Consider the following 22,882-nt stretch of genomic DNA (forward strand, 5'->3'; position numbering starts at 1 on the left):
ACGTAAGACCCCTGGAAGAACACCAGGTAGATAGGCTCGGGGTGGAAGCGCGGCAACGTGTGGAGCTGACGAGTACTAATCGGTCGAGGGCTTATCCTAAGAGCAGACGCAAGGCAGGAAGAAGATGCTGAATACACGCTAACTCGTTTCGTATCCGGTTATCAAGGCGCAAGCTTTGAACAAATCGCTACGGCTGCACCGCACGACTTCGTCATGCTGCCTGCAACCTAGCGTGCCGACGACTTCGTCGCGGCGGTTTGGTGATGATGGCAGAGGGGTTCCACGCGTACCCATCTCGAACACGACCGTTAAGTCCTCTAACGCCGATGGTACTTGGACCGCAGGGTCCTGGGAGAGTAGGAAGTTGCCAAGCCGATGAGCAAGACTGTTTCGAATAGCAAGAAGCCGAAGAGCATCCGCGAGGGTGCTTTTTGCGTTATGTTGCGCGTGATGCCCCCTGTGCCTGATCTGCGCGTGCTGGACCACGAAGAGGCAGAATGTTGCGATACAACAACATTTTGCCCGCCAAACAGCTCCATTCTGGCGAAATGATGCAAAAAGTCAACATTACCAACGATTTCTCCAAAAAAAGAGGGAATCCGGCCCAAAATGTTGACTATCCGCATCATTTTGTACGTTGGAGGGTGCTATTTCGTAAAAATGTTGCTAATCCGCAACACTTTGCTGGCTGCCCTCGCCAGTCGCCAAAGAAACGAGAGAATCGCCTCTTTGTGAAGCGTGAAGCGTTCGCCCAGACTCCCTGCCGTGCCCTTCTTTCGCTTCCCTCTCGTTGGGATCGGCGCGCTCTCCTCCTCCAAGGCCCATTCCTGTTCTCCCTCTCGGAGGATGGCATCGTAGCGGTCTTTGAAGGCTTGGATGACTTCCGGCTCGACGTTCTCCTCCTTCTCGCGAGCGGCGAGGGCGGTCTTCCAGCCTTCACGAAGCAACTCCGCCATCCGCTCGGCCCACCGGTGGCCGCCATGCTTCACAATGCCCAGACACTCCCGCAGCAGATGCGCATTGCAAAGGGCATGCCTGGCCGCACGCAACGCTTTGAAGTAGGATTTCATGCAATCGTGCACGACCGTTCCTTCGTACTTCGGCAAGAACCCAATCGCCTTAAACGCCTCTTCGCCGCGCTTGCCGTGCACGCGAAGGTAGGTGTAGCCACGGTCGGAGCAGACGTGAACCCAGTTGAGTTTGCTGTCCACGCGGCACCCGGTCTCATCCGCATGCACCAAACCACCTCTTGCCGGCGCAACTTCTTCGCAATGGCGGTCTCGACCGGTTCGAGCACCTCATAGGAGGTTTGCAGAAAGGAGAGCAAGGTGGCTTCGCTCGGCCGATACGTCGTCAGGTCTTCAAAGAGATCCGCCATCCGGCTGACCGGCAACATGTGATACGCATGAAAATAGGCTGTCCACGCGGCGAAGCCAAGGCCGTATTGCGTAGGGGCTTTGATAGGCGGTGGAAAAGCAGCGACTTGCTTGCGTCCGCAGTGAGCGCAACAGCCCGTCTCCGCGCGGTGCTCGGTGGTCCATGTCCGAGGAAGGGGAATGTCAACTTCCTGACGTCGTTCGACCCCTTTATGCGTCGCATCCGCCAGCGAATGTCCGCAATCGGCGCATGTCGTCAGCTTGTGCACCACGATGTGATCGGGGTTCGCGACGAAGTTCCGTCATAACTTCCTTCTACTTTGTCGGCTGTTGGAAGGGGAAATGTACCAGTTGATCCCAACATTCCAATAGGGGGAGTAGTAACGAAAAATCACATAAAACGTCGCGATTGCCTCGAATCCACGCCAACGAATGTGAAAAATCATATAAAATCGAAAATTTCCTCGGACCCGGGGGCGGAAGGCGCGGAGGAAGACGGATAGTGTGATGGCGGGCGAATGGCGTGGCGGGAGGAGGATCGTGTGATGGCGGGCGGATAGCGCGGCAGGTGGCGCTCGCCGAAGCTGCCCAACCCGATGGCTGCCGATTTTATGTGAAAAATCACATTCGCATTGTTCGAAAACGGGCAGTATGGGCGATTATATGTGAAAAATAGCATACATAGAGAAAATTCCGGGCCGAGGTGCTGGATCTATGCGAAAAATCACATAAAACGCCGCGATTGCCTCGAATCCACGCCAACGAATGTGAAAAATCATATAAAATCGAAAATTTCCTCGGACCCGGGGGCGGAAGGCGCGGCGGGAGGCGAGTAGTGCGGGAGGGGGAGAGTTCGGAGCAAATCCTGCACGAGTTGCTCGGATCGGTGCGGACCTCCCGGATCAAGTGGGGCGAGTCGGAGCGATTGCCAAGCTGGAGCGGCGCTCGACGAGGGCGGTATCGATGGCGACTTTGAAGCCGGTGCCCGGTGGCGAATCGTTCATCGAGGTCGCGAGGCGGATGGCGGCACGGACCAGCTTCTCCTTGTCCACGCGGACGGTCGTCAGCTCGGGGGAGACGATCACCGCTTCGGCGATGTCGTCGAAGCCGATGACGGATACTTGTTCGGGGACGCGGATTCCGAGCGTTGCCAGCGTCTTCATGGCGCAGATCGCGATAAAATCGCTCTCGCAGAACAGAGCCGAAGGGAGCGGCGTCCCTTCGGCCAGAAGCTCTTCGATCCGGGCGCGGAACGATTCCTGCACGGCGGGGACCATCGGATCGACGGAGAACTCGTGCCCGCTCGCGATCGTTATTCCTCCTTCGCGCATGGCTTCGTCCAAGCCTCGGCGGCGCGCGTCGAAGTTGGGAATGCGAACGTTGGACGCTACATAGCCGATGGAGGTATGGCCGGAGCGGCGCAGCCAAGTTCCGGCTTGGTACCCCCCGAGCACGTTGTTCGTATGCACGAACGGAATCGGCAGCGTCTCGAAGCAAGTGTCCAGGACGGTAAGCCTGGGCAGCCGCTCCGCGATGCGGGACAACGTCCGTCTATCGAGATTCGTCCCAAGCAGAATAACCGGCCGCTCCGCATGAGCCTCCGCGATGGTCCGGAGATTGTCTTCGAAGCGCTCCATGTCGATGGACGAGATGAGCAGGGAGAAGCCGCCGGACCGGGAGCCCTGCTCCAGGAAGTGAATCAATTCGCGGAAAAAAGGCTGTCGATCATAATGGGAAGTCACGATGCCGGAGTTGGCGATAACCAGAAAAAGCAATGTCGTCGCTGCACGTTCGGCAACCGCCTCCGCAACCGAATCCTGCGCTTGAGCTCTCGTCCTCGGCTTGTAGCCCGCTTGAGCGGCGATGCTCAGAATTCGCTCCCGCGTCTCGTCCCCGATGCCCGGCTTGCCGCTGAAGGCCAGAGATACGGCCGACTTGGACACGCCGGCCAACCTCGCGATATCTTCCATCTTCATGACGGTTGCTCCTCAACAATTGTTAAGTTTAGTTTACAAAATGAAATAGTTTGCCGCAAGAGTTCACACGGAATTTTAGTTAAGTTTAGTTGCCAAGCAAAAGAAACCGCTTCAAAACAACTATTGACGCTTCTTACGAGCGATGATAGGATGATTTTGAGCTGAGAAGCTAAATGGAGAACTGGAATTAACTAAACAAAACTAAACGAAAGTTGTTCAGATGAGATATTCATTGGAGGGAACCCGCATGGAATGGCAAGTCATCGACGGACGAACGGAATACATGACCAACCCGCTGGGATTGGACGAGAGAGCTCCGCGTTTCTTCTGGAAGCTGCGCTCGGACGAACGCAATGCCGCGCAATCCGCCTACCGGATTCTGGTCGCCTCGACGCCGGAAGCGCTCGACCGGGACGAGGGCGACATGTGGGACAGCGGCGAGGTCGAGTCCGACCGGACAACTCACATTGTGTACGAGGGCAAGCCGCTTCAATCGGAAGGACAATACTTCTGGAAGGTTCGCTCCCGGAACAACGGCGGCATCATATCCGCTTGGAGCGACACGTACTTCTGGACGATGGGGCTTCTCTCCCGTCAGGAATGGAAGGGTTCCTGGATCGGACGCCGAGCGGAGCCGAACGCGGAGCTCCAGCCGTCTCCGTATGTGCGCAAGGAGTTCGAGGCGCGCAGCGGCATTCGCCGGGCGACGGCTTACGCGACGGCGCTCGGTCTCTATGAGCTGCACGTCAACGGCCGCACGGTCGGCGAGCGGTTCGCGCCGGGCTTCACCGATTACGATAAGCGCGTGCAGACGCAGGCCTATGACGTCACGCCGTGGCTAACGGAAGGGGCCAACGCCATCGGAGGCATCCTCGGCGACGGATGGTATTCGGGAACGGTCGGATTTCTGGGCAATCACGTGTATGGGGAACGACCTTTTTTCCTCCTCCAATTAAATATCGAATACGAGGACGGAACGCGCGAGTCCATCGCGACCGACGCGAGCTGGCGCATCGCCAAGGGGCCGATCGTCTACTCCGACATGATCAAGGGAGAGACGTACGATGCCCGGCTGGAGCTGACCGGGTGGGACCTGCCGGGCTATGACGACTCGGGCTGGGAGCAGCCGGACGTGCGAGCGGGCTACAACGGCCTGCTGACGGCGATGATGGAGCCGCCCGTTCGCGTCACCCAGACGCTGAAGCCGATCTCGATCCGCCGGACGGAGCAAGGCACTTTTATTTATGACATGGGGCAAAATATGGTCGGGTGGACGGAGATCAAGGTGAGAGGAGCGAGGGGGGCCAAGGTGACGGCAAGCCATGCCGAGATGCTGAATCCGGACGGCTCGCTGTACCTGGACAACCTGCGCGTCGCCGTTCAGCAGGATCATTACATTCTGAAGGGGGACGGAGAAGAGCGGTACGAGCCGCGCTTCACGTTCCACGGCTACCGCTACGTCGAGCTGATCGGGTATCCGGGCGAACCGGATCTGGACACGATTGTCGGCAAGGTTGTTCATTCCGACACGAAGCCGACGGGAAGCCTGCGGACGTCCGACCCGATGGTGAACCAATTGATCTCGAACATCTCTTGGGGGCAGAGGGGCAACTTCCTGTCGGTGCCGACCGATTGCCCGCAGCGGGACGAGCGGCTGGGCTGGACGGGGGACGCGCAGATTTTTGCCCGGACGGCGTCGTACAACATGGACGTCTCGCGGTTCTTCGCGAAGTTCATGTTGGACATGATCGACTGCCAGCAGCCGTCGGGCGCGTTCACCGATGTGGCTCCGGACGCAGGCTGGATTCGGCACAAAATGTGGAACACAAGGCTGAACTGGTTCGCGCCGGACAACGCCGGCTGGGGCGACGCGGGGGTCGTGATTCCGTGGACGCTGTACCTGATGTACGGGGATACGCGCATTCTGGACACCCATTACGGAGCGATGGTCCGCTGGGTCGAATATCTGCGCACGAACAGCGAAGGGCTGATCCGTCCCGCTTACGCGAACTACGGCGACTGGCTGTCGATCGAAGCGGACACGCCGAACGAGGTGCTGGCGACGGCCTACTTCGCTTACAGCGCCCAATTGCTGAGCCGCATCGCAGGGGCGCTCGGCAAGCGCGAAGATGAAGCGGCGTATTCGCGGCTGCACGAGGACATCGCGGCCGCCTTCCGCCGGGAGTTCGTCTCGGAGGACGGACGCATCCAAGGCGGCACGCAGACGGTGTACGTGCTCGCCTTGCAATTCGGCCTGCTGACCGACGAGCTGCGGAAGCTGGCGGTCGGCCATCTTGCGGCCGATATCGAGTCCCGCGGCGGCCGCTTGTCGACCGGCTTCCTCGGCGTGGGCTACCTGCTTCCGGCGTTGACCGACAACGGAAGGCTGGACGTTGCGTACGGCCTGCTTACGCAAGAGGAGTTCCCTTCGTGGATGTACTCGATTAAACACGGAGCGACGACGATCTGGGAACGGTGGGACGGCTGGACCGAGCATGGCGGCTTCCAGACGCCGTCGATGAACTCGTTCAACCATTATTCCCTCGGTTCGGTCGGCGAATGGATGTACCGCTATCTGGGAGGCATCGAAGCCGATCCGCAGGCTCCCGGCTTCCGCCGGGCGATTGTTCAGCCCCGCCCGGGCGGCCGGATCACGTCGGCGGACGCCTCCTACGAATCGCTCCATGGCCGGTACGAATCGTCCTGGACGCTGGAGGCGGACGGCACGTTTAAGCTTCGCGTCACGGTGCCGGCGAACGCGGCCGCAACCGTGCACGTTCCGGGCAGCCGCATTGTCCTCGATGGGCGGCCCGCGCAGGAGGGGACGACGAGCTTCGAGCTCGGCTCGGGCTCGTACGAGTTCGAGAGCAGGTTCTCGTCAAACTGGGAATAACAGCCTTGTCCGCCCTGCCTCTTGAAGCTTAATCCTTGAGAATGATATAAAGAGATAAGGAATGATTGCGGTTACAAGACAACCGAGAGCAGATTCGTACGGAGAGGGAGCCATGCCAATGGGAACGAACGCCGGTCGATGGATAGTCGGGAGGGTTCGTTCCTGGTTCTCGCAGATCCGGACGACTCTGCTCTTCAGTTATTTTATTGTTATTCTGCTGTGTATCGCGCTCGTCGGCACGGCTTCCTTCTACATCTCCTACGAGACGATGGCGGAGCGGATCGAATCGGCCGGCTCGCAGATCGTCGACCAGATCCGCAACAACGTGGACAACGACTTCCGCAGCAAGCGCAACCTGCTGCTCGCCCCCTATTACGACCAAGAATACATCGACGGCATCAACGCCTATGCCGAGATGAGCGCGGAGCAGAAGTTCCTCTTCCGCCAGGATCTCGAGAACCTCTACCTGAAGAGCTTCAACGCCACTCCGATCCGGGGCTTCAACCGGTTCCAGATCTATTACAGCACCGGCGAATTGCTCGGCGCGTCCGACGACATCAAGCCGTGGTCCGAAGCGAAGGTCCGCCTCTCCGACTGGTTCCTGCGCACGATAGCCGCCGACGGCGGGGTGACCTTCATGGGCCGCAACGACGGCGACGGCGTCGTGGACGCGGACAACACGGCCTATTCCTCGTCCATCCTGATTCGGGACTTCTCCAACCCCGAGCGATTTATCGTTGTCCGCGTCGAGTACAGCGACGAGCTGTTTCGCACGATCGGACAGAGCGACGACCTGTCGGCCGGCAGCTCAATCGTCGTCCTCGATTCGAACGACAAGCCGGTGTTCGCCACCGGAGACATGCCCGACAACGCGCCCGAATCCGAGCTTGTGGCGCGGGCGAACGGGGCGAAGGGCAAGTTCTGGTACCGCAGCGACGGCGAGGACAGCCTCGTCTCGTATACGAAGTCGGACTATTCCAATTGGAAGATCGTGCTTGTGATGCCGCGAAGCGAGATCTTCGGACCGCTTGACCGCATCAAGACGACCGTTCTTTACACCGCCCTGGTCGCGTTCGCAGTTACGTTCCTGCTGTCGGTGATTTTCGGAAGAAGCATCACGAAGCCTATCCTTAACCTGTACAAGACGGTGAACCGACTGAAGCGCGGCGACTTCTCCGAGAGGGTGGCGGTTGGGCCGAACAACGAGATCGGGCGCATCGCCATGAACTTCAACGCCATGCAGGACGAGCTGCAGACGCTGATCGAGACGAAGTACGTCAACCAGATCAAGCTGCAGGAGGTCGAGCTCAAGATGCTCTATTCGCAGATCAATCCTCACTTCCTGTACAACACGCTCGACAGCATCCGCGCCATGGCGGACTACTACAAGGTCGGCGACATCGGCGAGATGGCGCAGGCGCTCGCGGACATGTTCCGCTACAACACGAGGAACCGCGACGAGGTCGTCACGCTGCAGGAGGAGCTGGAGCAGATCGAAGCCTATATGAAGATCCAGCGGGTCCGCTTCGACGACAAAATCGCCTTCGAGACGAGCATCGAGGAGGAGCTTTATGCCTTCCCGGTGCTCAAGATGACGCTGCAGCCGCTCGTCGAGAATGCCGTCTTCCACGGGATCGAGCGCAAGCGGGGGAAGGGAACGATCCGCATTGCCGCCAGCCGGGAAGCGGACGGCGTGCATCTGTCCGTCGCGGACGACGGGGTCGGCATCTCCGAGACCCGATTAAACGAGCTTAGATCAACGCTGAACTGGCGGCTCCATCGGGAGCAATGGCCGGATTCGGCGGCGGAGGGCGGCATCGGCGTGCGCAACGTCTATACGCGCTACGCGATCCGCTACGGAGAGCGCATGTCGCTGAGGATCGACAGCCGGAAGGGAGCCGGCACCCGGATCACGCTGCTGCTGCCGGACGAGGAGGAGGCCGAGCTGCCTTCCGCGAGGTCGGAATCTTCCACATAAACGGTCGTTTTCGTGAATGGGAGCGGGGAAAGCGCTTCCTTATAATAAAGTTGTAAGCGATTACGACACAAAGGGGTTGCTCGAATGAGGAAGTTCAGAGCGGTATCATCGATCCTGGTCCTGGCCGTCGGCGCGGCGGCGCTGGCCGCTTGCGGGAGCAATGGCAATAATAACGGAGGCAGCGTATCCTCCCAATCTCCGTCGGCAAGCGGAGCGTCCGCCTCCAAGCCGGCGAAGGACCCGGTCACGCTGACATTCGTTATCTCCAACACGGAAGACACGACGGCGTTCACGAAGATCTTCGAATCTTACCAGCAGAAGACCGGCAACAAGGTGGAGCTTCAGGCGCTGCCGGGAGCCGATTACGACAACCTGATCAAGACGCGCTTCTCCACGGGGGACTTCCCGGACCTGTTCCTTATGCAGCCGGGAACGAAGCAGTACGTGAAGCTGAGAGCGGACGAGACGCTGCACGAATGGTCGAACGAGACCGGCGTATGGGACAACGTCATCGACTCCATCAAGGAGTCCCAGGTGCAGGATGACAAGATCTACGGCGTTCCGTACGGCTCGACGGGTATGATGGGCGTGTTCTACAACAAGGACGTCTTCGCCAAGGTCGGAGTCAACCCGCCGACGAATTACGCGGATCTGATCGAGATCGCCAAGACGATCAAGGCGGCGGGCATCACGCCGTTCTACGAGGGAGTCAAGGACGCGTGGCCGCCGCAGGTATTCTATTACACCGGATGGGTCACGCAGGTCGATCCGGCGATCGGCGACGAGGGCGTGGCGAAGCTCAACTCCAACGAGCTGAAGCTGTCCGACATCCCGGAGCTGAAGGACCTGTTCGCGAAGCAGAAGGAGCTGAAGGAGCTCGGCCTGTACCAGGACAACTACATGTCGGGCACGTATGACGAGCTGCAGAACGAATTCGGCGAAGGCAAGGTGGCGATGACGTTTATGCTCGACGGAGTCATCTCCCAGCTCGAGAAGAAGTTCGGCAAGGACTTCGTCAGCAGCAGCCTCGGCTTCTTCCCGTTCCCGTCCGAGACCGATACGGGCACCGCGATGATCACGCCTCCCAACCAATTGATGGTGCCGGACAAGGCGAAGCATGCGGAGGAAGCGATCGAGCTCGTGAAGTTTATGCTTGAGCCGGAGAACGTCGACCTGTTCTACGCCAACAAGCCGGGCATTCCGATCTTCAAGGGCGCGACAAGCGAGCTGTATCCGGTACAGGAGGACGTCAAGAAGTACATCGACGACGGCAAGGCCAAGGTCAACATCCAGAACCGCCTGACTCCTTCGTTCGTGGACTTCTCCAAGACGCTGCAGAACTTCTTCCTCGACGGCAACATCGACAAGGCGATCAACGAATTCAGCGACAACTACCAGAAGGACGGCAAGGCGAAGGTGCTCGCGGGCTTCTAAGCCGTCAAAACCGTCAAAGCCGTCACGGTCGCAACGCCGGGCGGGTCTGGAAGGAGGGAGAAGGGAGTCCGCCCCGGAAGGGTCCGGGGCGGGCCGCTTCTCCGAAGCCGCCGCCGCCGCAAGCCAAGGAGCCAAGGAGGCAAGGAGGGGAGCACATGGAGAGACGCAAGTACCCGCTTTATTTTTCGTACCCCGCGTTAGCCGTATTTCTTCTGTTCTTCATCGCTCCGACCTTGATCGGAGTGTACTATAGCTTCACCGATTGGAACGTCAATGCCGATTCGATTCGCTTCATCGGATTCGACAACTACAAGGCGCTGTTCGGGGAACCGCGACTCGGGAAGGCCTTGTCCAATACATTGATCTTCGCCGCCGCGGTGACGCTGCTCCAGAACGCGGTCGGCCTCGGGCTCGCGCTGCTGATGAACGAGGCGATTCGGATGCGCAACCTGTACCGCACGATCTTCTTCATGCCTTACGTGATCGCCCCTATCGTCATCGGCTATGTTTTCCGCGCGATCTACCACCCCGAGCACGGAATCGTGAACGAGGCGCTCGGCTGGATCGGCCTCGGCTCGCTGGGCCAGGACTGGCTGAACGATCCGAAGTGGGCCTTGTTCTCCATTATTATGACCGACATCTGGCGCGTGGCCGGCTTCGCGATGGTCGTCTATCTGGCGGGCCTGCAGTTCATTCCCAAGGATCTGACCGAGAGCGCGTCGATCGACGGTGCCAGCTATTGGCGCCGGTTCCGCCACATTGTGTTCCCCTTGCTCGCCGCCTCGTTCACCGTTAACGTGCTCCTGTCCGTCATCGGCTCGATGAAGGTGTTCGAGATGGTCATGATGCTCACCGACGGCGGGCCCGGCTACACGACGGAAGTGTTCTATACGTATATTCGCAGCACGTTCAGCATGGGAATGATGGGGTATTCGACGGCGATCAACCTGGTGCTGTTCGTCCTCGTGACGGTTGTCGGCGTTCCGGTGCTGCTGGCCTTGAAGAAGCGGGAGGTGGAGATGTAATGGAGCATCCGGGCCGCAGAACGCTCGTGAGTCTCATCGTCTTCCTCGGCGCCCTCGTCATTCTGGTGCCGTTCTACATGATCCTCGTCAACTCCTTCAAGGGAATCCGGGAGTCCGCGCTGTTCGGGATGGGACTGCCTTCGGAGTGGAGCTTCGACAATTACAAGGAAGTATTCGACAAGGGCAACATCGTGAGAGGCTTCAAGAACAGCTTCCTCATCTCGGGCCTCGTCGTCGTGTGCGTGACGCTGTTCGCTTCGATGGCGGCGTTCGTGATCCAGAGGCGGGACGACCGCTTCATGAGATCGGCGTATCTCCTCTTCATCATGGGGCTGATCGTGCCCGTGTCGATCGTGCCGACGATCCGGCTGATGGGCGACCTGCACATCCGCGGCACCTACCTCAGCCTCATCATGTATTACACGGCCGTGCTGCTGCCGTTCGCCGTGTTCCTGCTCGTCGGCTTCATGAAGCAGATTCCGCGGGAGCTGGACGAAGCGGCGCTGCTGGAGGGCTGCGGCTACTTCCGGCTGTACTGGCGAATCATTCTGCCGCTGCTTGTCACCGTGCTCGTCACGGTCACAATCGTCGTCATGGTGTCGGTCTGGAACGACTTCTTCGGGCCGTTCTACCTCATGACGGACAGCACCAAGTGGACGATTGTCCTGCAGATCTTCAACTTCGTCTCGCTGTACAACACGAACTGGGGCATCGTCTTCGCCTTCATGGTCATCGTGATCGCCCCGATTCTGCTCGTTTACCTGCTGCTGCAGCGTTACATTATCGACGGATTGACGGCGGGCTCGGTCAAGGGCTAAGACATTGGTCGGTTCAAAAAAAGGCTTCGGAGGCAAGAGGCACATTCATTCGGATGCGAGGGAGGCTCGGCGGCATGCGCAAAGTTCTCGTAGTCGACGACGAGAAATGGATCCGGCGAGGACTCATACAGCTCATTCCATGGGAACGGCTCGGTCTGGAGCTGGCGGGAGAGGCGGCGGACGGCCAGGATGCCTACGAGCTGGCGCTCGAGGAGAAGCCCGACCTGATGTTCCTCGATATGAGAATGCCGGGACTCGACGGCAGGCAGCTTCTCGGGAAGCTTCAGGAGGAGCTGCCGGAGCTGCTGACGATCGTCGTCAGCGGCTACTCCGACTTCGAATACACGAAGGAAGCGATCCGGCACCGGGCGTTCGATTATTTGCTGAAGCCGGTGAAGAAGGAAGAGCTGGCCTCGGTGCTGGAGAAGGCGATCGCCGAGCTGGAACGAAGAGAGGCGCAGCGGGCGTCCGCTTCCGAAGCCGGCGACCGGGAAGGAAGCTGGCTGCGCGCCGCTCTGACGCGGCGTGCGAGCGGCGAAGCGGCGGAAGGCGAGGAGCCGAAGACGCCTCCGGGATGGGCGGAAGGGGAATGCATCGTGTTCGTCGCCCAAGAGGATGCCTTCCGCGAGAGCCGGCCCGACGCGGAGCGGGCGGCGGAGGCGGCTCGCGGGCGATTGAAGCAGGCGCGCTCCTTCCATCTGGGCGGCGACTGGACGTTCGCGCTGACGCCGGGGCCTGACGGCCGGGCCGAGCTGGTCGGCGCCATCGGCCGGAAGCGTTCGCACGGCGGCGAGCCGGAGCGTCTGCTGGCGGAGCTTCGCGCCATTCTGAGCGAAGCCTGCGGGGCGACGCTCAGCCTGGGCGCGGCCGTCTCGGCGAGCCTGCGCCCGCTGCAGCTGCAAGAGGCGTGGCGAGCGGCGAGGGAAGCGCTCGGCGGCCGGAAGCTGGGCGACACCGCAGCGATTCTATTGGCGAGAGAGGACGGGCCGGAAGCCTCCGCGCTGCTGCCTTATCCGCAGGAGGGGGAGAAGGCGTTCCTCCTCGCGCTCCAGATCGGAGGAGCGGAAGCGGCAAGCGAAGCCTTCCGGCAACTGTTCGCGGCTATCGCGACGGCGGGAACGACGGTCGAGGGGATGCAGCGAAGCGCCGCAATGCTTGTCCACTCGATCGAGAGACAGCTTCAGCAGTCGGGCGGCAGTCTTGAGAACGTCTGCGGCCGCTCCCCGCTCGCCTATTCCGAGATGATCCGCCAGCGCAACGACCGAGGCTCCGTCAGCGTGCTTTTCGAACGGGAGATCATTCCCGCCATCCTGTCCCAAGGCGGCCAGACGGGGAGCAAGCAAGGAGAGCGGCTTGTCCGGGAGATTCAGAAGCTGGTGGAGGCGCACTACGATCAGGCGCTGTCGCTGCAGCAGATCGCCGAGACGCGATTCGTCAACCCGGACTACCTGAGCCGGCTGTTCAAGAAGACGACGGGCCGCACATTCGTCGATTACCTGACCGATTGCCGCATTCATAAAGCGATCGAGCTGATGAAGAATCCCGCTTACAAAAACTACGAAATCGCGCAACTCGTCGGCTATGACGACTACCGGTACTTCAGCCAGATTTTCAAGAAGAAGACGGGCAAGACGATCGGGGAGTTCCGGAGCCGGGCGGAGTGCGCGAGCCCATCCTAAAGGAGAGAACCTGCGATGACACGACGACTGATTCCCGACACGCTGACGCTGGAGGAGCGAGCCGGGCACGCGCTGAACGCGATGGCCGGCATGGCCGATCCGGAATACGGAGGCATCCCGTTCTTCGCGGCGAACCTGATGAACGACCCCGCCAACCTGACGCACGGGGACTGGGACTTCGGCTCCTCGCACGGGCGTATGATCGACGGGATGATTCTGGCCCGTCACATGTCCGGCGAGACGTTCGGGGAGGAGACGGAGCAGCGCTACCGCGACAACCTGATGACCTTCTTCAAGGAGGACGGGCTGAGCTACCGCCAAGAGAACCCGAACTTCGGCTGGGAGCCGAACGCCAACCTGATCGACCAGCGGGCGGTCATCCTGTCGCTGACGACCTGGTACATGGCGACGGGAGACGCGAAGGTGAAGGAGGTCGCCGACCGCCACGTCGCCGCGCTGAAGAAGATCGCGATCAAGGAGCGGGAGGTGTGGTACTACCCGGCTTCCGAATACAAGGAGGGCGGCTGGCCTTCCGCGAACGCGATGCTGCTGCGGCTCGCTCCCGATCCGGCGGCGTTCTGCGGGCGGCTTGTCATGCCGCTGCTGAAGTACCACGAGCTGACGGGAAGCCGCGACGCGTTCGAGCTGTGCCAGTTCTTCACGGCGATGATCGTCGAGCGCAGCGGCGTGTTCAACAAGGACGGCAGCTTCAACGACGCGCTTGCCTACCGCAGCGGGCACTTCCATACCCGGCTCGGCACCCTTGACGCGATTGCAAGATTCGGCGCCTTCACCGGGGACGCTTCGCTGATCGCGTTCGTGGAGAAGAGCTACGCCTGGGCGCTGACGCAGTGCACCGCCTTCGGCTGGACGCCGGGCGACATGAAGGAGCAAGCCTACGAGCACGAGACATGCTCGCTTGTCGACCTGATCGCCACCGGCATCACGCTGGCGAAGAGCGGCTATACGAAGTATTGGGGCACGGTCGAGCGCTTCATCCGCAACCATCTGACCGAATCGCAGTTGCTTGAGCTCGATTGGGTGAAGGAGACGGACGACCGTTCGCGCAATGTGGCCGGGAGCATCAGCTACACGAACGTGGCCGCCAGCACGCGCGGGGCGTTCGCCGGGTATTCCGCGCCGAACGACTTCTGCTGCGACGTGAACCATGGCCGCGGGCATACGAACGACCTGCAGATCTGCTGCCTGGGGTCGGGCACGCGAGGGCTCTACATGGGGTGGAGCAACACGATTACGGAGAAGGACGGCAAGGTAAGCGTCAACTTCCTGCTTAACCGCGGCTCGGTCTGGCTGGACGTGGAATCGTATCTGCCCCACGAGGGCAAGGTTGTGCTTCGGGTGAACAAGGACCTGCCGTCCCTGCAGGTGCGGATTCCGGAGTGGGCCGGCTTCGCCAAGGTACGGATCGTCCGCGAGCGGGACGGGAGGAGCGAGGAAGGGCGCGGCTCGGAGCCGAGCCGCTGGGCGAAGGAAGTGTTCCTGCAATTAAACGAGGCGTACGCGGGCGAGACGATCACGATCACGTTCCCGCTGTCCGAGCGGACGACGGTGGAGACGGCCATCGGCCAGACGTTCGTGACCGAATGGCGCGGCGACGACGTCGTCGGCATCTCGCCGCGCGGCACGAAGCATCCGTTCTATTCAGGCCGGCGCGTCCATGACGTCGCCCCGATGCGCGAAGGCGAGCTTCGCCGCGTCGAGAACGAATTCGTATGGTAAGAGAGGAGAACGGACGATGAAGACGGTCGTTGCCGTATATACCGGCCAAGGCTTGGCCGATCCGCTGAAGAAGGTATTCCAGGAGCTGCTGCCGGACGTCCGGCTCGTCAATATCATCGACGACAGCCTGATCGGCGACGTCGTGAAGGCGGGACGCATTCCGCCCGGCGTTGCGAGAAGATTGGTCCAGTACTACCGCAACGGCGAAGAGCTGGGGGCGGACGTCATTCTGAACACGTGCTCGTCCGTCGGCGAAGTCGCGGACGATGCGGGGAAGCTGATCGGCATCCCGATCGTCAAGATCGACCAGGCGATGGCGGCGAGAGCGGCCGCTTCGTACGAGCGGATCGCGGTGCTGGCGACGCTGCCTTCGACGCTTGAGCCGACGATGCGGCTCATCGAGAAGGAGGCCGCGGCGGCGGGCCGGGCAGTGACGTTGGTGAACGGTCTCGCCGCCGGCGCGTTCGAGGCGCTGAACGGCGGCCGTCCGGAGGAGCACGACCGCCTGATCCTCGAGACGGCGGAGCGGGTCGCCGGCGAGGCGGACGCGATTGTGCTCGCCCAGGGCTCGATGGCCCGCATGGAGAGCAAGCTGGCCGCAGCGACGGGCAAGCCGGTGCTGTCGAGCCCGCGGCTTGGCGTCGAGCAGGTGCGCGAGGTGCTGGAGCGGCTCTCCCGCGAAGGGGAGGCCGCGCGATGAGCGGCGCCCGGAGCGATAAGTCGGCCGGCGCTTCGGGAGCGGGGCGCGTCGTCGCGGAGTATCTCGTCGAGACGCCATGGCCGCTCGCTCGCGCCGCCGAGGTGATCGCGGGCGAGCAGTCGACCGGCACCTTCACCGCGGTGCCGGGGGAGACGGCTTCGCTGAAGGAGCGCCACGGGGCGCGGATCGAGGAGATCGTTCCGCTCGAGGATGCGGCGGCTCCGCTGCTTCCCGGAGCGAAGCTTCCGCCGGGCCATGATGGGCGTTACCGGCGCGGCAAGATTAAGGTGTCGTACCCGATCGCCAACTTCGGGCCTTCGATTCCGAATCTGATGAGCGCGATCGCGGGCAATCTGTTCGAGCTGCAGGAGCTGTCCGGCCTGCGGTTGCTCGATATCGAGCTGCCGGACGCCTTCGCGAGTCGGTATCCGGGGCCGAAGTTCGGCCTCGCGGGAACCCGCCGCCTGACCGGCGTGTCCGGCCGGCCGATTCTCGGCTCGATCGTCAAGCCGAGCGTCGGCCTGTCGGCCGAGGAGCTTGGCGATCTCGTCTACGAGCTGGCCGTCGCCGGGCTCGACTTCATCAAGGACGACGAGCTGAACGCGAATCCGCCGTACCTGCCGCTTGAGCAGAAGGTGCGCGCGGTCATGACGGCAATCGAGCGGGCGGCGGACGTCACCGGCAAGAAGACGATGTATGCGTTCAACATCACCGGGGACATCGACGAGATGAGCCGCCATCACGACGTCGTCGTCGAGGCGGGCGGCAATTGCGTCATGGCGAGCGTGCTCAGCATCGGCTTCGCGGGGCTCGCCCACCTGAACGGCTACAGCGAGGTGCCGATCCATGCGCACCGCAATCAATGGGGCATGCTCACCCGCAGCCCGGGGCTCGGCATGGAGTTTACAGCCTTCCAGAAGCTGTGCCGGCTGGCCGGGGCGGACCAGCTCCACGTGAACGGGCTGAACAGCAAGTTCTACGAGAGCAACGAATCGGTCGTGCGGTCGATCCAAGCTTGCGCGCGTCCGCTGTTCGGCGGCTACGAGACGGTGCCGGTCGTCTCGTCCGCGCAGTGGGCCGGCTCGGCCCCGGCTACGTACGAGGCGATCCGCAGCGTGGACGTGATGCACCTCGCCGGGGGAGGCATGCTCGCCCATCCGGACGGCCCTGCCGCCGGCTTCGCCTCCATGCGCCAAGGCTGGGAAGCGGCCGCGGCGGGCATCGCGCTGGAGCGATATGCCGAGGACCATCCGGAGCTGGCCCGCGCGATCGAGAAATACGGAAAGAAGGGCTGAGACCTCATGACCATGCGGAATCGGAACGAGGAAGGGGGCCGCGCCAAGCGGCCCCTGATCGGTTATTACGGAGACGACTTCACCGGGTCGACGGACGTGCTCGAGGCGCTGTTTCGGCAAGGGCTGCGGACGCTGCTGTTCCTGGAAGCGCCGGACGAAGCGAGGCTGGCTGGATTCGGTCGCAAGTCGGTGCTTAACAGGGGGCGCGGGGGTGACGGAATTGATGGGGGAAACGGGCTTGACGGGCTTAGCAGAAGCGATGAGCTTAACGGGCTTGAAGGACTCGACGCGTTCGGCATCGCCGGGGTCGGCCGTTCCCTCTCTCCCGAGGAGATGGAGCGGGAACTGCCTCCGATCTTCGAACGCTTGAAGCAAGCCGGTCCGGCGATCATCCATTACAAAATCTGCTCGACGTTCGACTCGTCGCCGGACATCGGAAGCATCGGCAAGGCGGCGGAGCTTGGCTGGGCGAGCTTCGGCGGCGGCTATATCCCGGTCATCGCGGGAGTTCCTTATCTCGGGCGCTATACGGTGTTCGGCCACCACTTCGCGGCGGCGCCGGACGGGGAGGTTCATCGCTTGGACCGCCACCCGACGATGTCGCGCCATCCCGTGACGCCGATGGACGAATCCGACCTGCGCAAGCATCTGGAGAGACAGACCTCGCTGAAGTCGTCCCTGCTGGATATCGTTGCGCTGGACGGCGGCCCATCCGTGGCCGACGCCAGGCTGGAACGAATTCTCTCCGAGGAGAACCCGGATCTCCTGCTGATCGACGTGCTCGACGAGCGGCGCCTGGCCGTTGCGGGACAGTTGCTCCTGCGAGAGGCCGGGCAACGCGAGGACGGGCTGTTCGTCATCGGCTCCTCGGGCGTGGAATACGCGCTCGGAGCGGCTTGGCAGGCTTCGGGCGAGCTTCCGACGACATTCTCCGGCTCGGCCTCTGCAACGTCCCGGCGGACGGCGAAGCCGGTCGACCGCCTGCTTGTCGTGTCCGGAAGCTGCTCGCCCGCGACGGCGAAGCAGATCGCCGAGGCGGAGGAAGACGGCTTCGCGGCAATTCGTGTGCCGGCGCTCGAGCTGATCCGCCCCGAGCGGGCGGAGGAAGCGAGAGCGAGGCTGCTCGCGGAAGCGGAGGCGCTGCTGGAGACGGGCCGCAGCGTAATCCTGTACTCGGCCAGCGGACCGGACGATCCGGGCATCGGCTCGCTGCGGCAGGCGCTGGCGGAGCAGGGGCGGCGGCCGGAGGAGAGCAGCCGCCTGCTCGGAGCGGAGCTCGGCGGCCTCGCCCGCGCGCTTGCCGCTTCCGCGGGCCTGACGCGCATTCTGATTGCGGGCGGCGACACATCGGGCTACGTCGCCCGCGCGCTCGGCATTTACGCGCTTGAATGCGTGCAGGCGCTGGCGCCGGGGGCGCCGCTCTGCCGCGCGTATTCGGACGACGATGGGCTCGATGGGCTCGAACTGGTGCTCAAGGGCGGGCAGGTCGGGGGAGAGCGATTCTTTGATCTTGTGAAGAGAGGCGGCGAGACGGCCGATGACTGAGAAGCTGATGAAGAACGCGGCGGCGATCCCGCCCGATTGGGCGAACCTGGACGTTCTGCAGAGGAACGCGGAGCCTCCGCGGGCCGATCTGATTCCGTATGGCGGGAAGGACGACGCGATGGCGGGCGAGCGGGAGCGCTCGCCTTACTTTATGCTGCTGAACGGCGACTGGAGGTTCCTCTACGCCGAATCGCCGGCCGAAGTGCCGGATGATTGCGAGAGCAGCGATTACGCGGACGAGAGCTGGGCCCATCTTCCGGTTCCCTCCAACTGGCAGATGCACGGTTACGGTACCCCTCACTACTCAAGCTGCCCGTACCCTTTTCCCATCGATCCCCCGTACGTTCCCGCGAACAACCCCGTCGGCTGCTACCGCACGACGTTCGAGCTTCCCGCCGATTGGGAGGGGCGAAGCGTCCGGTTGCTGTTCGAAGGAGTCGATTCGGCGTTCCATGTGTGGGTGAACGGAAGCTTCGCGGGCTATGGGCAGGGCAGCCACTTCACGACCGAATTCGCCGTCACGGACTTGCTTCGCCCCGGCCCGAACCGGCTCGCGGTGCGCGTCTATCAATGGTCGGACGGCAGCTATCTGGAGAGCCAGGACAAGTGGCGGCTTAGCGGGATTTTCCGCGATGTGTACCTGCTCGCGCTGCCGCCGATCACGGTGCTCGACGCGTTCGCGAAGACGAACTGGCTGCCGGACGGCGCAACGGCCGAGCTGGACGTCGCTCTTCGGATCGCCAACGTGACGGGAGAGCGGGCAGGGAGCTGCCGAATCGCCGCAAGCCTGTTGGATGCGGAGGGGAACGCCGTGCTGGACGTCAGCCTGCCGGAGATTGTCTCGCCAGCTCCCGGACAATCGGTCGAGCTTCGCCTTCGCGAAACGGTCTCGTCCCCGAAGCCATGGACGGCCGAGACGCCTAACCTGTACACGCTCCTCCTCACAGTGCTCGACGACGAGAGCGGCCGCGCGGCGGAGGTCAAGCGGATCGCGGTCGGCTTCCGGGACGTTCGCATCGCGGACGGACGCCTGCTCGTCAACGGACGGCCCGTCGTCGTCAAGGGGGTCAACCGCAACGAGTTCGACTCGCGCACCGGCTTCGCGATCTCGAAGGAGTCGATGGCCCGGGACATCGAGCTGATGAAGCGGCATAATGTGAACGCGGTTCGGCTGTCGCACTACCCGAACGATCCGAGATGGCTCGATCTGTGCGACCGGTACGGCCTGTACGTTATCGACGAGACGGATCTGGAGACGCACGGCTTCCACTTCGTCGGCGACGAGGGCTATCTGGCCAAGCGGCCGGAGTGGCAGGAGGCGTTCGTCGACCGGGCGAAGCGGCTGGTCGAGCGGGACAAGAACCATCCGTCCGTCATCGTCTGGTCGCTCGGCAACGAATCCGGCTACGGCCCGAACCACGACGCGATGGCGGAATGGGTGCGGCAGGCGGACGGAACGAGGCCGATCCACTACGAGCGCGCCTACGACGCTCCGGTCGTGGACATCGTCAGCAGCATGTACCCGGCCGTCGCGACAATTATCGAGGAAGGGCTGAAGGACGACCCGCGGCCGTACCTCATGTGCGAGTTCGGGCATGCGATGGGCAACTCCACCGGCAACCTGCGCGAATATTGGGATGCGATCTACGAGTATCCCCGCCTTCTCGGCGGGCTGATCTGGGAGTGGGCGGACTTGGCCGTCGAGGCTTCGGTTCGGGGAGCGGCAGACGCCGCGAAGAGAGGACAGATCTACTTATACGGAGGAGACTTCGGGGATGCCCCGCACAGCGGAGCGTTCTGTCTCGACGGGCTGCTGTTCCCGGACCGGACGCCCAAATCCTCCTTGCTGGAATACAAGAAAGCAATCGAACCGGTCAAGGTCGTCTCCTGGAACGAAGGGACGGGGGAGCTCGTTCTGGAGAATCGTTACGACTTCTTGACGCTGGAACATCTGGAAGGCGATTGGACGCTGCTTCGGGACGGGGAGACGCTGGAGAGCGGGAAGCTTCCGGCGCTTCGGACGCTTCCCGGCGCGCGCGAGACGATTCGTCTCGCTTCGGCGGCGGAGCTTCCGGCGGCTGTGGGCGAGTACTGGCTTCATGTCCGGTTTGTTCTCCGCGAGCGGATTCCATGGGCCGAGCGAGGCTTCGAGATCGCTTGGGCGGACTTGGCTCTCGGCATCGTCGGCGCGGAGGAGGAGCGTTCGTCTTCCGTATCGCCGCTCCCGCTCCCGCCGTCGCCGTTGCAGCTCAAGTACGACAACGACAATTCGCCGCGCCTTGTCACCGTTCAAGGGGAAATCTTCGCGTTCGTCTTCGATAAGGCGAAGGGGACGCTGGCGAGCTGGCAGATCGGCGGCAGGGAGCTGCTGCTGTCCGGTCCGACGGTGAACCTATGGCGCGCGCCGGTGGACAACGACGTGCATCTGGCGAAGGAATGGATCGCGGCCGGCTACGATCGGCTGCTTCCCGATCTTCGCCACGCTTCGCTCGACCGGCTGGAGGAGGACGGGGCAGTTCGGTTCCGCGCGGAGTTCGCGCTTGGCGCCAAGGGCGAAGGAGTGGCATTCCGGACCCGCCTCGACTATACGGTGAACGGAGCCGGGGAGCTGCTGCTGGAAGCGGAGCTCGAAGCGCTGCGCCCCGAGCTTCCGCCGCTGCCGCGATTCGGCCTGGAGCTTCGCTTGCCCCGCGAGCTTGAGCGGATGACCTGGTTCGGCCGGGGGCCTCACGAATGCTACGCGGACCGGAAGGAGAGCGGCAAGCTCGGCGTGTACGGCGGCACGGTATCGGAGCAATTCGTCCCGTACATCAGGCCGCAGGAGAACGGCAACAAGGCGGATGTGCGCTGGGTCCGTCTTGAGGACGCGGAAGGCTTCGGGCTGCGGGCGACGGCGGTCGGAGCGCCGGTGAACGCCGGTGCGCATCATTATTCGGCAGCCGATCTGGCGGACGCGAAGCACGACTTCGAGCTGACGGCCCGCGGCGAGACGATTCTGAAGCTGGACGCGGCGCAGAGCGGGCTCGGCAACCATAGCTGCGGCTACGCTCCGACCCTCGACAAGTACCTGCTGCCTGCGTCGGAACGGCGGCTGATCTCCGTCATGCTGTCCGGGAACGATATAACACATTCCATGACATGATTGGCCGCTGGTTTTGTCATCTTCCACAATGGAAGCTCAAGGCATTCGTGAATGTGACCAATGTGATGTTAGAGTTGTTGACGTACCCTTCGCTTCTCGCTAGGATTTAGACTTAAATCCTGGTTGCCAATAGATGAGAAGGGGAGATCAACTTTGAGAAAAGGATTCTTATTCCTCGTACTTGCGCTAGTGCTTGTTGTGACGGCATGCGGCAACTCCAACGGCAATTCCAACGCGTCGGAATCGGCTTCGTCCGGAGCTTCGGCGACTGCGGACGCCGGGCAAAAGCTGCCGCGAGTCGCGTTCGTGTATATCGGAGAGCCGGGAGACGGCGGCTGGACGTACCAGCACGATCTGGCGCGCATCGAGCTGGAGAAGAAGTACGGCTTCACGGCGACGGTCGTCGAGAACGTGCCGGAAGGCGCGGACGCGGAGCGCGTCTTCACCGAGCTCGCGCAGGACCACGATCTGATCATCGGAACGAGCTTCGGCTACATGGATTCGATGGTCAACGTGGCGAGCAAGTATCCGAAGGTGAAGTTCCTTCACGCATCCGGCTACAAGACGGCGGAGAACTTGTCCACGTATGCCGGTCGGGCTTACGAGACGGCTTACCTCTACGGGGTGGCGGCAGGCAAGATGACGAAGAACAATCATCTGGGCTATGTAGGGGCCTATCCGATTCCGGAAGTCATCTATACGATCAACGCCTTCACGCTGGGCGCCCAAAGCGTGAATCCGGATGTGAGCGTCGACGTTGTCTGGTCCAATACGTGGTACGATCCGACGATCGAGCGCCAAGCGGCGGAGAGCCTGCTGGATGCCGGAGTCGACGTTCTGGGCAACTATCAGGACTCCCCGGCAGGCATTCAGGCGGCGGCGGAGCGCGGCGTGTTCTCGATCGGCAACGACTCCGACATGAACAAGTACGCGCCGGATTACTACATCTCCAATACGGTGTACAACTGGTTCTCTTACTATGATCGCAACGTTCAGGCGATCATGGACGGCACGTGGGCGTCCGAGAGCTACTGGGGCAGCTTGAAGGAAGGTCTCGTCGATCTGGCTCCGCTCGGCAAGAGCGTTCCGCAGGACGTGAAGGAGCTGGTCGAAGAGCTGAAGCAGGATATGATCGCTGGTCAGATCGACGTGTTCGGCGGGCCGATCTACGGTCAAGACGGCAGCGTCGTCAAGCCGGAGGGCGAGGCTCTGTCGGACGATGAGATTCTTAACATGAACTGGTTCGTGAAGGGCATCAAGGGCACGATCCCGAGCTGACCG

Annotated in this window: 15 protein-coding genes and 2 rRNA genes; 15 read left to right on the forward strand and 2 right to left on the reverse strand. The window is 62.2% G+C overall.

Features of this window, described 5'->3' with window-relative positions; all coding sequences use genetic code 11:
• From E6C55_RS10955 to E6C55_RS33770, 3 genes are all read left to right on the forward strand, one after another.
• A 23S ribosomal RNA gene (locus tag E6C55_RS10955) occupies positions 1-99 on the forward strand; the annotation flags it as partial.
• Positions 100-256: 157 nt separating this feature from the next.
• Positions 257-373 (forward strand): 5S ribosomal RNA (gene rrf / locus E6C55_RS10960).
• Positions 374-375: 2 nt separating this feature from the next.
• A complete protein-coding gene (locus tag E6C55_RS33770; protein ID WP_168735585.1) occupies positions 376-552 on the forward strand; it encodes a hypothetical protein in 177 nt (58 codons plus the stop codon).
• A gap of 95 nt (positions 553-647) precedes the next feature.
• Here the strand turns inward: E6C55_RS33770 and E6C55_RS34645 are convergent, their stop codons facing one another.
• A complete protein-coding gene (locus tag E6C55_RS34645; RefSeq protein ID WP_269145547.1) occupies positions 648-1,238 on the reverse strand; it encodes an IS66 family transposase in 591 nt (196 codons plus the stop codon).
• A gap of 1,040 nt (positions 1,239-2,278) precedes the next feature.
• Entirely contained in the window at positions 2,279-3,352 is a 1,074-nt protein-coding gene (locus tag E6C55_RS10975) for a LacI family DNA-binding transcriptional regulator (RefSeq protein ID WP_136369840.1), read from the reverse strand.
• Between the two features lie 247 nt (positions 3,353-3,599).
• On the opposite strand from E6C55_RS10975, the gene E6C55_RS10980 reads away from it, so the two are divergent.
• The 12 genes from E6C55_RS10980 (at position 3,600) to E6C55_RS11035 (ending at position 22,879) form a co-directional block, all read left to right on the forward strand.
• Positions 3,600-6,245 carry a glycoside hydrolase family 78 protein gene (locus tag E6C55_RS10980; RefSeq protein ID WP_136369841.1) on the forward strand — a complete coding sequence of 882 codons (2,646 nt, stop codon included), beginning with the start codon at positions 3,600-3,602 and terminating at the stop codon, positions 6,243-6,245.
• A gap of 112 nt (positions 6,246-6,357) precedes the next feature.
• Positions 6,358-8,223, forward strand: coding sequence for a cache domain-containing sensor histidine kinase (locus E6C55_RS10985; protein ID WP_168735586.1), 1,866 nt, complete (start codon positions 6,358-6,360; stop codon positions 8,221-8,223).
• Between the two features lie 84 nt (positions 8,224-8,307).
• Positions 8,308-9,657, forward strand: a complete 1,350-nt coding sequence (locus E6C55_RS10990; protein ID WP_136369843.1) for an ABC transporter substrate-binding protein — start codon at positions 8,308-8,310, stop codon at positions 9,655-9,657.
• Positions 9,658-9,812: 155 nt separating this feature from the next.
• Positions 9,813-10,682, forward strand: a complete 870-nt coding sequence (locus tag E6C55_RS10995; protein WP_136369844.1) for a carbohydrate ABC transporter permease — start codon at positions 9,813-9,815, stop codon at positions 10,680-10,682.
• Positions 10,682-11,500 carry a carbohydrate ABC transporter permease gene (locus E6C55_RS11000; RefSeq protein WP_136369845.1) on the forward strand — a complete coding sequence of 273 codons (819 nt, stop codon included), beginning with the start codon at positions 10,682-10,684 and terminating at the stop codon, positions 11,498-11,500. Before E6C55_RS10995 ends, E6C55_RS11000 begins: the two co-directional genes overlap by 1 nt.
• Before the next feature lie 74 nt (positions 11,501-11,574).
• The gene (locus E6C55_RS11005; protein ID WP_168735587.1) at positions 11,575-13,179 is read left to right on the forward strand and encodes a response regulator transcription factor; all 1,605 of its coding nucleotides are present in this window, start codon (positions 11,575-11,577) and stop codon (positions 13,177-13,179) included.
• 15 nt (positions 13,180-13,194) lie between these two features.
• Positions 13,195-14,919 carry a glycoside hydrolase family protein gene (locus E6C55_RS11010; protein WP_136369847.1) on the forward strand — a complete coding sequence of 575 codons (1,725 nt, stop codon included), beginning with the start codon at positions 13,195-13,197 and terminating at the stop codon, positions 14,917-14,919.
• A 16-nt stretch (positions 14,920-14,935) separates the two neighbouring features.
• A complete protein-coding gene (locus E6C55_RS11015) occupies positions 14,936-15,619 on the forward strand; it encodes an aspartate/glutamate racemase family protein (RefSeq protein WP_136369848.1) in 684 nt (227 codons plus the stop codon).
• Entirely contained in the window at positions 15,616-16,914 is a 1,299-nt protein-coding gene (locus E6C55_RS11020) for a ribulose-bisphosphate carboxylase large subunit family protein (RefSeq protein ID WP_136369849.1), read from the forward strand. Before E6C55_RS11015 ends, E6C55_RS11020 begins: the two co-directional genes overlap by 4 nt.
• 6 nt (positions 16,915-16,920) lie before the next feature.
• Complete coding sequence (locus E6C55_RS11025; protein WP_136369850.1) at positions 16,921-18,459, forward strand: four-carbon acid sugar kinase family protein; 1,539 nt, start codon at positions 16,921-16,923, stop codon at positions 18,457-18,459.
• Positions 18,452-21,601 (forward strand): glycoside hydrolase family 2 TIM barrel-domain containing protein, encoded by a 3,150-nt coding sequence (locus tag E6C55_RS11030; RefSeq protein ID WP_136369851.1) that lies wholly within the window; start codon positions 18,452-18,454, stop codon positions 21,599-21,601. The genes E6C55_RS11025 and E6C55_RS11030 overlap by 8 nt, the downstream gene beginning before the upstream one ends.
• A 153-nt stretch (positions 21,602-21,754) precedes the next feature.
• Positions 21,755-22,879 carry a BMP family ABC transporter substrate-binding protein gene (locus E6C55_RS11035; protein WP_136369852.1) on the forward strand — a complete coding sequence of 375 codons (1,125 nt, stop codon included), beginning with the start codon at positions 21,755-21,757 and terminating at the stop codon, positions 22,877-22,879.
• The last annotated feature ends 3 nt before the right edge of the window (positions 22,880-22,882 follow it).

Source organism: Cohnella fermenti, assembly GCF_004801405.1.
GTDB lineage: Bacteria > Bacillota > Bacilli > Paenibacillales > Paenibacillaceae > Cohnella > Cohnella fermenti.